The 12741-nt window shown below is 62.0% G+C and carries 10 protein-coding genes and 1 pseudogene; 8 read left to right on the top strand and 3 right to left on the bottom strand.

The annotated features are described in order from the left end of the window. Window positions 1–199: 199 nt before the first annotated feature. The 6 genes from KHO23_RS09280 (at window position 200) to KHO23_RS09255 (ending at window position 7917) form a co-directional block, all read left to right on the top strand. Window positions 200–1333: an acyl-CoA dehydrogenase gene (locus KHO23_RS09280; RefSeq protein ID WP_211610697.1), complete on the top strand. Its 1134-nt coding sequence runs from the start codon at window positions 200–202 to the stop codon at window positions 1331–1333. 243 nt (window positions 1334–1576) lie between these two features. Next, complete coding sequence (locus KHO23_RS09275; protein ID WP_211610696.1) at window positions 1577–3268, top strand: AMP-binding protein; 1692 nt, start codon at window positions 1577–1579, stop codon at window positions 3266–3268. Between the two features lie 59 nt (window positions 3269–3327). Next, window positions 3328–4845: a CoA-acylating methylmalonate-semialdehyde dehydrogenase gene (locus KHO23_RS09270; RefSeq protein WP_211610695.1), complete on the top strand. Its 1518-nt coding sequence runs from the start codon at window positions 3328–3330 to the stop codon at window positions 4843–4845. Window positions 4846–5069: 224 nt separating this feature from the next. Continuing rightward, window positions 5070–5966, top strand: a complete 897-nt coding sequence (gene mmsB / locus KHO23_RS09265; RefSeq protein ID WP_211610694.1) for a 3-hydroxyisobutyrate dehydrogenase — start codon at window positions 5070–5072, stop codon at window positions 5964–5966. Continuing rightward, on the top strand, window positions 5963–6781 hold the full coding sequence (locus tag KHO23_RS09260) for an enoyl-CoA hydratase (protein WP_211610693.1): 819 nt from the start codon (window positions 5963–5965) through the stop codon (window positions 6779–6781). The genes mmsB and KHO23_RS09260 overlap by 4 nt, the downstream gene beginning before the upstream one ends. Next, window positions 6778–7917: an enoyl-CoA hydratase/isomerase family protein gene (locus KHO23_RS09255; protein WP_211610692.1), complete on the top strand. Its 1140-nt coding sequence runs from the start codon at window positions 6778–6780 to the stop codon at window positions 7915–7917. Before KHO23_RS09260 ends, KHO23_RS09255 begins: the two co-directional genes overlap by 4 nt. A gap of 315 nt (window positions 7918–8232) precedes the next feature. On the opposite strand, the pseudogene KHO23_RS09250 reads toward KHO23_RS09255, so the two are convergent. Beyond that, window positions 8233–9175: pseudogene (locus KHO23_RS09250) on the bottom strand (MFS transporter); the annotation flags it as partial. 543 nt (window positions 9176–9718) lie between these two features. On the opposite strand from KHO23_RS09250, the gene KHO23_RS09245 reads away from it, so the two are divergent. Both KHO23_RS09245 and KHO23_RS09240 read left to right on the top strand, forming a co-directional pair. Beyond that, window positions 9719–9931: a hypothetical protein gene (locus tag KHO23_RS09245; RefSeq protein WP_211610691.1), complete on the top strand. Its 213-nt coding sequence runs from the start codon at window positions 9719–9721 to the stop codon at window positions 9929–9931. Window positions 9932–10027: 96 nt separating this feature from the next. After that, window positions 10028–10645 (top strand): LysE family translocator, encoded by a 618-nt coding sequence (locus tag KHO23_RS09240; protein ID WP_211610690.1) that lies wholly within the window; start codon window positions 10028–10030, stop codon window positions 10643–10645. A 356-nt stretch (window positions 10646–11001) separates the two neighbouring features. Here the strand turns inward: KHO23_RS09240 and KHO23_RS09235 are convergent, their stop codons facing one another. Together KHO23_RS09235 and KHO23_RS09230 are read right to left on the bottom strand one after the other, a co-directional pair. After that, the gene (locus tag KHO23_RS09235; RefSeq protein WP_211610689.1) at window positions 11002–11943 is read right to left on the bottom strand and encodes an electron transfer flavoprotein subunit alpha/FixB family protein; all 942 of its coding nucleotides are present in this window, start codon (window positions 11941–11943) and stop codon (window positions 11002–11004) included. Continuing rightward, complete coding sequence (locus tag KHO23_RS09230) at window positions 11940–12719, bottom strand: electron transfer flavoprotein subunit beta/FixA family protein (RefSeq protein WP_211610688.1); 780 nt, start codon at window positions 12717–12719, stop codon at window positions 11940–11942. The genes KHO23_RS09235 and KHO23_RS09230 overlap by 4 nt, the downstream gene beginning before the upstream one ends. Window positions 12720–12741 lie beyond the last annotated feature (22 nt).

Genomic DNA, 12741 nt, shown 5'->3' with positions numbered 1-12741 from the left:
GGTATGGCAAATGCGCTCAGTCGGAATGATCGGGCTGAGCATCGAACCTGTCCAGCGGCTTCTCTACACTTGGCCTGAACCGATCGCGGATCGCCTCGCCGGGAAACATCACGGCGAGGCGGGCCACCCCCGCGATGAGTCGCGGATGACGAGGCAGCGCCTCGCTGCCGCGACTCGATGCACATCACAGGATCGAGCCATGGACAGCTTCTACACCGACGAACAGCGCATGATTCGCGACGCCGCCCGCGACTTTGCCACGGAGCGCCTCGCGCCGCACGCCGCCCAGTGGGATCGCGACGCGAAGCTGCCGGCGGAAATCGTGACGCAAATGGGCGAGCTGGGATTTCTCGGCATGATCGTGCCGCCCGAGTGGGGCGGCACCTATACCGACTACGTGGCCTATGCGCTCGCCCTCGAAGAGATCGCCGCGGGCTGCGCCGCTTGCGCCACGCTGATGAGCGTGCACAACTCGGTCGGCTGCGGGCCGATCCTGAACTTCGGCACGGACGCGCAAAAGGATCGTTATCTGCAGGACCTCGCCACAGGGCGCCGCATCGGCGCGTTCTGTCTGACCGAGCCGCAAGCCGGTTCCGAGGCGAACAATCTGCGTACTCGCGCGGTGCTGCGAGACGGCAAATGGATTCTCAACGGCAACAAGCAGTTCGTGACCAACGGGGCGCGCGCCAACATCGCGATCGTATTTGCCGTCACCGATCCTGATCGGGGCAAGCGTGGCCTGTCAGCCTTCATCGTGCCGACCGATACGCCGGGATTCAACGTTGGCAAGCCGGAGCACAAGCTCGGCATTCGCGCATCGGACACCTGTCCCATTTCGCTCGACGATTGCGCGGTGCTGGAAGCCAATCTGCTCGGCGAACCGGGCGAAGGCCTGCGCATTGCGTTGTCGAATCTCGAGGGCGGCCGCATCGGTATTGCAGCGCAGGCGGTCGGCATTGCGCGAGCCGCGTTCGATGCCGCGCGCCTCTACGCGAACGAACGCATCCAGTTCGGCAAGGCGTTGAAGGACCACCAGACCATTGCCAACATGCTCGCCGACATGGCCACTCGCCTCAATGCCGCGCGGCTGCTGGTGCATCACGCGGCGCGGCTGCGCACGGCGGGCAAGCCATGTTTGTCCGAGGCATCGCAGGCCAAGCTGTTTGCCTCGGAGCTCGCCGAGGAAATCTGCTCGAATGCGATCCAGATTCACGGCGGCTATGGCTATCTCGAGGACTACGCCGTGGAACGCCACTATCGCGACGCCCGCATCACACAGATTTACGAAGGAACCAGCGAAGTGCAGCGGATGGTTATCGCACGCCATGTTTAAACGCAAGCCAGATAGCGTTTGAGCGCAAAATAGCCTGCTAGTAGTGCAAAGAGCAGAGGCAAAAAGCAGAGCGCATACCGCGCCACAAGCATGGGACCGGAGTAAGCGCTAAAGCGCTAACTCCGATCGACAGCTTTGCATGGGATCGGAGTAAGCGCTAAAGCGCTAACTCCGATCGACAGCTTTGCATGGGACCGGAGTAAGCGCTAAAGCGCTAACTCCGATCGACACAAGGAGACGACGATGACTGTAGCGAAGGGCTTTCTCGAAGCGCGCGACCTGTTATTGCGCCATCGAACCGACTACGACCGCGCCTACCGCGAATTCGTGTGGCCGACGCCAGGCGAATTCAACTGGGCCCTCGACTACTTCGACGTGGTCGCGCGAAACAACGACAACCCGGCGCTGTGGATCGTCGACGATCCGGCAAGCGAGGGCTTGCGCCTTTCCTACGCGCAGATGTCGGAACGATCGTCGCGCATGGCGAATTTCCTGCGCGGTCTCGGCGTGGGGCGCGGCGACCGGTTGCTGCTGATGTTGCCGAACCGCGTCGAACTCTGGGACGTGATGCTCGCGGCGATGAAGCTCGGTGCGATCGTGCTGCCAGCCACCACCCAGCTTTCCGCCGACGACGTGCGCGACCGTGTGCAGATCGGCGGCGCGCAGTTCGCGGTGGTCGATAGCGCGGAGCTGGCCAAGTTCGACGCACTCGACGTGCCGCTCACCCTCATCTCGGTGGGCACGCCACGCGACGGCTGGATCGATCTAGCCGCAGCTTATGACGCATCGCCGCAATTCACACCGGACGGCGTCACGCACGCCAGCGATCCGCTGCTGCTGTACTTCACGTCAGGCACCACTTCGAAGCCGAAGCTGGTCGAGCATACGCACCTGAGTTACCCGGTCGGCCATCTGTCGACGATGTACTGGATCGGCCTGCAGCCCAACGACATCCATTGGAACATCAGTTCGCCCGGCTGGGCCAAACATGCGTGGAGTTGCTTCTACGCGCCGTGGAATGCGCAGGCCTGCGTATTCGTATTCAACTTTCCGCGCTTCGTGCCGAAAGACACGCTCGACGTGCTGGTACGTTTCAACGTCACCACGCTGTGCGCCCCGCCGACCGTCTGGCGCATGCTGGTGCAGGAGCATCTCACCGACTATCCGGTGAAGCTGCGCGAGATCGTCGGCGCGGGCGAGCCGTTGAATCCTGAGATCATCGAACGCGTCAGGCATGCTTGGGGGATCACGATTCGCGACGGCTTCGGCCAGACTGAAACCACCTGTCAGATCGGCAACTCGCCAGGGCAACCGGTGGTGCCGGGGTCGATGGGCCGCCCGCTCCCGGGCTACAAGATCGAACTCCTCGATGCCGATGATCACCCCGTTACCGAAGGCGAAATCTCGCTGCCGTTGGCCGAACGTCCGCTCGGTTTGATGACCGGCTATGCGAACAATGCCAACGCCACCGCGCAAGCCATGCGCAACGGCTTCTACCACACCTCGGACGTCGCGCTGCGTCGCGACGATGGTTATTACGTCTATGTCGGCCGCTCCGACGACGTTTTCAAATCGTCCGATTACCGGCTAAGTCCGTTCGAGCTCGAAAGCGTGCTGATCGAACACGAAGCGATCGGCGAAGCAGCCGTGGTGCCGAGCGCCGACGCGCTGCGCCTGTCGGTGCCCAAAGCGTTCGTCACCGTGCGTCAGGGCTATGAAGCCGGTCCCGAACTCGCGCGCGCGGTCTTCGCGTTCTCGCGCGAAAAGCTCGCGCCGTACAAGCGGATTCGCCGCCTGCAATTCAGCGAACTGCCGAAAACCATCTCCGGCAAGATCCGCCGCGTCGAATTGCGGCGCCGCGAAATGGAGCGCGAGGCCGAGCCTGCGCGCCTGCCCGGCGAGTATTGGGAAGAGGATTTCCCGGATCTGCGTTGATACTTTTTGTTCCCAGTCACTGCCCGGCCGATACACGGCTACCGCACAGGAGTTCCAGCATGAGCGCAATTGCTTCGAGCCATCCCGCCACCGTCAAACTGCTGATCAACGGCGAGTTCGTCGAGTCCAAAACCACCGAATGGCGCGACATCGTCAACCCGGCGACACAAGAGGTGCTCGCACGCGTGCCGTTTGCCACAGCCGATGAGGTGAACGAGGCGATCCGCTCGGCGCACGCCGCGTTCAAGACGTGGAAGAACACGCCGATCGGCGCACGCATGCGCATCATGTTGAAATTCCAGGCGCTGATTCGCGAACATTCGCCGCGCATTGCAAAGACCTTGAGCGCCGAGCAGGGCAAGACGATTCCCGATGCGGAAGGCGATATTTTCCGCGGGCTCGAAGTGGTCGAGCATGCGTGCTCGATCGGCACCTTGCAGCAAGGTGAATTCGCGGAGAACGTCGCCGGCGGTGTGGATACCTACACGCTGCGTCAGCCGATCGGCGTATGCGCCGGCATCACGCCGTTCAATTTTCCCGCGATGATCCCCTTGTGGATGTTCCCGATGGCGATCGTGTGCGGCAATACGTTCGTGTTGAAGCCTTCCGAGCAGGATCCGTTGTCGACGATGCAACTGGTCGAACTCGCGCTTGAAGCCGGCGTGCCGAAGGGCGTGCTGAATGTCGTGCATGGCGGCAAGGACGTGGTCGACGCGCTATGCACGCACGATCTGGTGAAAGCGATTTCCTTCGTCGGCTCGACGGCGGTCGGCACACATGTTTATCGCCTCGGCAGCGAACACGGCAAGCGCGTGCAATCGATGATGGGCGCGAAGAATCACGCCGTGGTGCTGCCCGATGCGAACCGCGAGCAGACCTTGAATGCGCTGGCCGGCGCCGGTTTCGGCGCGGCGGGACAGCGTTGCATGGCGACTTCGGTGGTCGTGCTGGTTGGCGCTGCGCAGCAATGGCTCCCCGAGCTGGTCGCGAAGGCGAAGACGCTGAAGGTCAACGCGGGTAACGAGCCGAACACGGACATCGGCCCGGTGGTCTCGCGTGCCGCGAAGCAACGCATTCTCGGCCTGATCGAAACGGGCGTGCAAGAGGGCGCAACGCTGGCGCTCGACGGCCGCGATGTGAAGGTTCAGGGCTACGAGCAAGGCAATTTCATTGGCCCAACGGTCTTCACCGACGTCACCACGGAGATGGAAATCTACCGTCAGGAAATTTTCGGCCCGGTGCTGGTGGTGCTGAACGTCGCCACGCTCGATGACGCGATTGCGCTCGTCAATCGCAATCCGTTCGGCAACGGTGTGGGCCTTTTCACTCAAAGCGGCGCGGCGGCGCGCAAATTCCAGAGCGAAATCGATATCGGCCAGGTCGGTATCAACATTCCGATTCCGGTGCCCGTGCCGTCCTTCAGCTTTACCGGCTCGCGCGGCTCGAAACTCGGCGACCTTGGGCCGTACGGTAAACAGGTCGTGCAGTTCTATACGCAGACCAAAACCGTCACGGCTCGCTGGTTCGACGACGACACCGTCAACGACGGCGTCAACACGACCATCAGCCTGCGCTGAGGCCTCGAGTCCATTGCTTTGCATGGGATGGGAGTAAGCGCTAAAGCGCTAACTCCTATCGACAGCTTTGCATGGGATAGGAGTAAGCGCTAAAGCGCTAACTCCCATCGACAGCTTTGCATGGGATAGGAGTAAGCGCTGAAGCGCTAACTCCCATCGACAGCTTTGCATGGGATAGGAGTAAGCGCTGAAGCGCTAACTCCCATCGACACAGGAGACGAATCATGAAAATAGGCTTTATCGGACTCGGCAATATGGGCGCACCGATGGCGCTCAACCTGCTCAAGGCGGGTCACGCGGTGAGCGTATTCGACCTCAACGCGCAGGCTGTGCGGACACTCGTCGACGCGGGCGCCAATGCGGCGAGTTCCCCGAAAGTAGCGGTGACCGACGTCGAATGTGTCATCACGATGCTCCCCGCAGCCGCGCACGTGCGCAGCGTGCTGTCAGCGGATGACGGCGTGTTCGCCGGCATCGCGGAAGGCGTGACGATCATCGATTCGAGCACCATCGACCCGGCAAGCGTGAAGGCGTTTGCCGAACTTGCCGAGCAACGCGGCAATACCTTCGTCGACGCGCCCGTCTCGGGCGGCACCGGCGGCGCGGCGGCGGGCACCTTGACCTTTATGGTCGGCGGCAGCGCGAGCGCGTTCGAGCAGGTCAAGCCGGTGTTGTCGGCGATGGGCAAGAACATCGTGCATTGCGGCGACACCGGCACGGGACAGGTCGCGAAGATCTGCAACAACCTCGTGCTCGGCATCACGATGGCAGGCGTGGCCGAGGCGATGTCGCTGGGCGAGGCGCTCGGCATCGACTCGAAAGTGCTGGGCGGCATCATCAATACTTCGACGGGCCGCTGCTGGAGTTCGGATACGTATAACCCGATGCCCGGCGTGATCGAAACCGCACCGTCCACGCGCGGCTATACCGGCGGCTTCGGCACCGATCTGATGCTCAAGGACCTGGGCCTCGCCACCGACGCCGCGAAATTCGCGCGTCAACCGCTGTATCTCGGCGCTTTGGCTCAACAGCTTTATCAGACGATGAGTACGAAGGGCGCGGGACGTCTGGACTTCTCAGCGGTGATCAAGCTCTATCGTAAAGACGGGGACGCGTCATGATCGAACTCGACTACGCGCACGACGGCGCTGTCGCTGTGCTCACGCTCAAGCGGCCCCCCGCGAACGCGTTCACGCCAGAGGGCTTGCTGCTGTTGCAGCAGACCGTCGAGCGGCTGAATGGCGAAGCGAGCGTGCGAGCCATCGTGATCACGGGTGAGGGCCCGAAGTTCTTCAGCGCGGGCGCCGACCTGAACACGTTCGCTGACGGCAATCGCGAGGTTGCGCGCACGGCGGCGACGCGCTTTGGCGCGGCGTTCGAAACCTTGCAGAACGCGCGGCCGGTGGTGATCGCCGCGATCAACGGTTACGCGATGGGCGGTGGGCTCGAATGCGCGCTGGCCTGCGATATCCGCATCGCAGAGCAACACGCGTTGATGGCGCTGCCTGAAACGGCGGTGGGCTTGCTGCCATGCGGCTGCGGTACGCAGACGTTGCCGTGGCTGGTCGGCGAAGGCTGGGCCAAGCGGATGATTCTGACCGGCGAGCGCGTCGATGCGGCGACCGCATTGCGTATCGGGCTTGTCGAAGAAGTGGTGGTGAAGGGCGCGGCGCGCGAGGCCGCACTGACCATGGCCGCGCGCGTCGCGACTTTGAGCCCGCAAGCAGTCGGCTTCAGCAAGACGCTGATTCATCAGGGCCGTAACGGCGTGCCGCGCGCGGCGGCTCTGGCGGTCGAGCGGGAACGCTTTGTCGATCTGTTCGACGGTGCCGATCAGCGCGAAGGCGTCAATGCGTTTCTCGAGAAACGCGCGCCGCGCTGGCAGGTGACCCAGGCTGGACAGGCAGGGAGCGCTGACCAGGAGAACCGTCGATGAGCGCCTTGCTGAGCGCCGCACTCGATACGAGCGTCGAAGTGGAGCGCGAGATTCTGTTTCGCGTGGTCAACCGCGTGGCGATCATTACGCTGAACCGGCCTGCCGCGCTCAACGCGTTATCGCACGCGATGGTGCGCGAGCTCGCCATGCTGGTCGAACATTGCCGTACCGACGACGGTATCGTTGCCCTCGTGCTGAAGGGCGCGGGTGCCAAGGGTTTTTGCGCCGGTGGCGACGTGCGCGAGGTGCACCGGCTCGCGAAGAATGGCGACAGCCGGTGGCTCGCGTTCTTTGTCGACGAATACCGGCTCGACTACGCGCTGCACACGTTTCCCAAGCCGGTGGTCGCCTTGCTCGACGGTATCTCCATGGGCGGCGGCATGGGGCTCGGCCAGGCGGCTCGGCTGCGCATCGTCACGGAGCGCAGCAAGATCGCGATGCCTGAGACGCGTATCGGCTTTCTGCCCGATGTCGGCGCGACGCGGTTTCTGAGTGTGATGCCGGCGGAGGTCGAACTGTATGTTGGGCTCACCGGGGTCACATTGTCCGGCGCGGATGCGGTGCGTTTGCGACTGGCGGATTTGTGCGTGCCCGCGGAGTGGCTAGGAACGTTCGAAGAACGACTGCAGTGCATGTCTCACGCGGGGGATTTGATGGACGCGTTGCGTGCGGTTTTTGAGCCGCCGTGCAACGTTGTTCCGCATGCGGCGTTGGGGCCGTTTACTCAGCTAATTCTGCGGCATTTCGATCGGCGTTCGAGTATCGAGCGGATTGTCGCGACGTTGCGTTACGATCTGGAGCGTGAGCCGCCGCGTGAAGTGAGGCAGTGGTTGCAGGCTGCTTATGACGCTATGGTCGGGCACTCGCCCACGATGCTGTACGTCACGCGTGAGGCATTGCTGCGCGGGCGGCAGATGAGCCTGGCAGAGTGCTTTCGGATGGAGCTCGGTATCGTCAAGCGGGTGGTCGAAGAAGGCGATTTCTGTGAAGGTGTGCGGGCGCAGTTGATCGATAAGGATCGGAAGAGCCGGTGGGCGCCGGCCACCATCGCCGAGGTTCGGCCGGAACGGGTTCGGTATTTTCTTGCCTCGCCGTGGAGGAAGGAGACGCATCCGCTGCGGGCTTTGGGGGTGTGATGTGGTTGAGGGTTGTTTTGTTGTTTGCCTGCGGCGTTGGGCTTTCCTTGTTTTGTTAGTGGTCTATTAGCGTTGCCCCTGTGCGGGGCGGCACTTACTTTCTTTGCCGCCGCAAAGAAAGGTAAGCAAAGAAAGCGGCTCAAACCGCTAACTCTTAAGCGGGTCCCCTGGCTTGGAGGAGGCAGTGGTGCATCTGGAATCTGTGTTCTCGCACATTCGGCGTGAGTGACAAGGGCGTCATACTTCCGGCGGCGCTGCGCGCGCCGATGCGGTGCTTCTGCGGCGGTGCTTGCTCGTTACTGGTTGCTCGTTACTTTAACTTTCTCCGACTGGGTTGCCCCTCAGTACGCTCGTAGGGGGTAATGCGCTTTGCGCTCCGTGGACCCTCGAGACCCAAAACACTCCGATCAGGGCGATGGCAACGCCTAGCCATCCCACGGTTCCGTAGCCCATGATCTGGCCTGTCGGTGAGCTGCTCAGCATCAAGCCGCCAAGCCACGCGCCACACCCCGTGCCCATGGCTTGCAGCGCGCTGTTGGCGCTTAGGAACGCGCCCCGGCGCGCAGGTTCCGGGACGGTCGTCAGGAGTGCTTGCATCGGTATCATGCGCGCCGACATCAACACCATAAAAAAATGGGAAAAACATCGCCAGCGCGTAGAACGGAAAGTCCGGCAGATGCGTCACGAACAGAACGGGCAGAAACGAAATCAGCACCGCAATCCGGAATACGCGCCGCGTGCCAAATCGATCAGCAAGCTGGCCCACCCGCCGCGATGTGAAGAACGTCGCCGCGCCACCCGCCATATATAGCCACGACAACTGCGCCGGGCTCACGCCGTGATTGGCGACCAATACCGGCGAGATAAATGGGATCACCACCGTATGCGCAATCATCATCATGAAAGTCAACGCAAACGCATTCATGTGCCGCGGGTTGCTCAACAATCGCCACAAATCAGGCAACACCTCGCCAAGCGCCGGCTTGCGGTGGCCCAAATGCTCGGCCAGCGACGGAACGAGTTGCCAGCCAGCCACCCAGATCAGCAGCGATAACACGACCAGCAAATAGAACGGCGCGGCCCAGGTGAAGTGCGCGCCCAGCATCACGCCAGCCGGCACGCCGGCAATCGCGGCCAATGAAAAGGCAGTCATGATCGTGCCGGTCGCGGCGCCGCGGCGTTGCGCCGGGATCACGTCGCCGACGATCGCCATGATCACCGAACCCAACACGCCACCCGAAATGCCCGCAAAAGCACGTGGTCCGGGAACCATAAATCTTTGACTTGGGCAGGAGATAAGTGCCGATTCTTCCTTTTTTGTGCGGCGTTCTTGAATCGACCCGGGGGAGCGGACAGTAAATAAGTCCGTAATCTTTTGGAAAGGTAAATTACTGCTCGGACTGGTGAACATTGAGGACTCTCGCGGCGACGCATGCGGCTTTCCACGAGACCGTTCCACGCAGTTTGCTGCGCGTCGTTTTGCGCATCAGCCTCTCACAGGTCGTGGGGGCACGCCAGATTTCAACGCATGCAGTAGTTGTGCAAAGGATTAGCGAGATGGCGAGTAGCGTCAATTTACGCCGTTTCGCCGCAGCGCACAGCAAGCTAAACGCGGATGACTGCGATTCGGCCAGAGCGGACGCTCGTCGCTGCGCGGTATCACCGATGAGTGTCCGCTTCCGGATAGTTTTGCGTCAGGCAGTAGCCGGCCACAACCGGCCAGTCGCCTTTGGTATGTAGATGGTCGACAATCATTGTGCAGGTAGAGTTTCCGCATGACTTGAACCGAGGCAAATGGAACGTGACGACGAAACGCACAAAATCCCGACTGGCTGGCGAACTCGGTCGCTTCGTTCAGCAGTACGCGCGAAAGGCGCAAGGTTCAGAGCCAAACGACCGTCAGTATGATCGCAAACTCGAAAGAAAAATGAAGCAACTCTCTCCGACCGATCTATCCGATCTTCTATCCGAAGACGAGGGTGGATCAGGGGTGCCGCGCACAGAAGAAAACTGACATCGGCCAACAGCGGTCAATCCCAAATTGCTTCAGAATACCAACCGTTGAAGCGGCTTCCTGGCTACGTACACTCACACTCCACCGGGAGAACAAATGATCGATTCGTCTGCTGTTGCGACGGTTTTTTCTGTCTATGCGGCAGGTGTCGTCATACCTGGCCCGAACTTCGTCGCAGTCGTTCACAAGGCAGTTTCCGGCAGACGCTCCGATACGCTCGCGCTTGTCGCTGGAATCGTGGCAGTCAATCTGTTCTGGGCGACTTGCGCCATCTTCGGTATCGGAATGGTGTTTGCCGTTTTCCCGTGGCTCGCTGTGGGCGTTAGGCTTGCTGGCGCTGCCTACCTGATCTGGTTTGGGCTGCGGCTCATCGTGTCAGCACGGGCAAGCGAAATAGCACCACCTCGCCCTCCGCAGTCGCCGCTTTTTCGTGCCGCATTCCTGCAAGGCGTCGTGACAAATATCGCGAACCCAAAGTCCATCGCCTTTTATGCTGCCGTGTTTTCCTCGGCAGCGCCCGCCCACGTCTCCATGCCGACCTTCTTTGCCATGCTTGCTACTGTCGGTGCGACTGCGACGTGCTGGTACGGAGCAGTCGCACTTGTTCTATCGCACGCGGTGATTGCGACGGTGTATCGTCGCGCGAAGGCGTGGATCGACCGCGTATGTGGAGGCCTCATTATTGCGTTGGGTATCCGGCAGGCATTTCGTTAGCAAAGCGCCCGATGGAGCCTATCTGAACGGCCGCTTTGCGCACGGGCGACTGTCCCTTTGGGGTCGACTTCAGTCCTCCGCGTTTCCCGAGAGCAGTCGTACGATGGGCTGCGATTGGCAGGGCGTCAACGTCAGTTTCGGCCGATGAACTGCCGATGGGACACCCCTGGCCACGGCCGACTGGCGATTTGGGCCCAACTTCTAAACCGGTACGCTAGCGTGGAAGACATATGGTTAAAGAATGGCGAACTTGGAAGATATCTGGTTAATTTTCCGGAAGCCAATCGAGTTCCGCCACAGCAATTTCGCCCCGAACACGAGTCATGCAGAGGTTGACGCGTCCGACCGATGAAGTGTCATCGGCTCGTCCCTCCCACGCCGACATGCGTTTCGATCTCGCTCACTACCTCGAACAGATCGCCGACGAGCCCAATGTCCGCGACCGAAAAGATCGGCGCGTCCGGGTCTTTATTGATCGCGACAATGGTCTTCGAGTCCTTCATCCCGGCCAGATGCTGAATCGCGCCGGAGATGCCGAAAGCAAGGTAGACGTCGGGTGCCACCATCTTGCCGGTTTGCCCGACCTGCGCGGCATTCGGTGCGTAGCCGGCATCCACCGCGGCCCGTGAGGCGCCGAGCGCCGCCCCCATCTTTTCCGCCAGTTCGCCGAGCCGATCCATGTTGTCCTTCGATGCCAGACCGCGCCCGCCCGCGACGACGATCCGCGCGTCGGGCAATTCGCGTCCGGTCTGCGCCGACGCCTGGCGCTCGACGAGCTTCGTCCGGCTAAAGCCCGCTTCCGGGTCGAGCGTCACGCGTTGCACGTTGCCGCCGCTGTCGGCCGCCGGCGCGAATGACGACGCGCGAAACGTCGCGAACGTCACTGCGCTGGCCGTGCTCACATTGGCGATGACACTTCCCGCGTAAAGGCTGCGCACGAACGCGCCTTCGCCTTCCACCGCGATCACATCCGGAATGAATGCACCGCCGACAAGCGCCGCAGCGCGCGGAAGAGCGCTACGGCCGAGCGTCCGATGACTCGCGGCGATCAGCGAATACGGTGCGTGCATCGCGTACAACTGTGCAGCGAGCGTTTCGGGCACAACGTCCTCGCTTCTCGTGCCAGCCATCACGAGCACGCGCTCGACACCGGTGATCTTCTCGACCGTGGATGCAAGCGCGGCATCCGGCAAGAACACATCGACCGGCAGGCCGCGTTGCATCACCGCGGTGATAACGCGAAGCGTCGCGTCGGCAAGGTGGCTGCTTTCGCTTTCAGCTACGACAAGGCTTCTCATGCGGGGACTCCTGATTGATCGAATACGCGCCGTTCTATGAGCGCTGCAATGAGCGCGGCGCTGTCGGCGACCTTGATGCCGGGCGGGCGAACCGGTGGATCGCGGAGTTTGACGATATGGCTTCGGGGCGTCAGGTCGATTGCCAGCGTGGCGGCGTCCACGATTGCGAGCGGCTTCTGCTTCGCCTTGACGATGCTTGGCAAGGTCACACGGCGCGGGTCGGCGAGGCGCAGATCGGCGCTGATGACAGCCGGACCTTCGAGCCGCCATGTCGCCGTGCCGGTGTCGTCGCCGCATATGACGGACCAGCCTGTGCCATCCGCTGACAGTGCGCCGGCGTTCAACGCCTGCGGCCAGTCGAGCAGGGCGGCGAGCATCGCTGCGACACCGCCGATATCGCCGTCGATCGCCTGCTTGCCGCACAGCACGAGGCCGTATGCCCGAGTCGCCATGTGAGCATCCAGCAAACGCGCCACCGCCAGCGAATCGAGCGTGGAAGTCGCCGTTGCGGTATCGATCAGCACGGCATCGTCCGCGCCCATTGCCAGCGCTGTGCGCAAGACGTCCTGACTGGCATGCGTGCCGCAGGTGACTACCGTCACCTTCGATGCGGCGCCGGATTCCCTGAGCTGCAAGGCTTTTTCGATGGCGCATTCGTCGAACGGATTGAGCGACATCTTGAGACCGGCGGTGTCGATCGAACCGTTCGCGGCGACCCGCACGCGCACATTCGCGTCCACCACGCGTTTGACTGGGACCAGAATATTGAGTGTCATGACTTGAGCATCCATCGATCGG

This window comes from Paraburkholderia haematera, assembly GCF_905220975.1.
GTDB classification, from domain to species: domain Bacteria; phylum Pseudomonadota; class Gammaproteobacteria; order Burkholderiales; family Burkholderiaceae; genus Paraburkholderia; species Paraburkholderia haematera.
The sequence above is the reverse complement of the archived record's forward strand: the minus strand, read 5'-3'. Positions and strand labels throughout refer to the sequence as shown.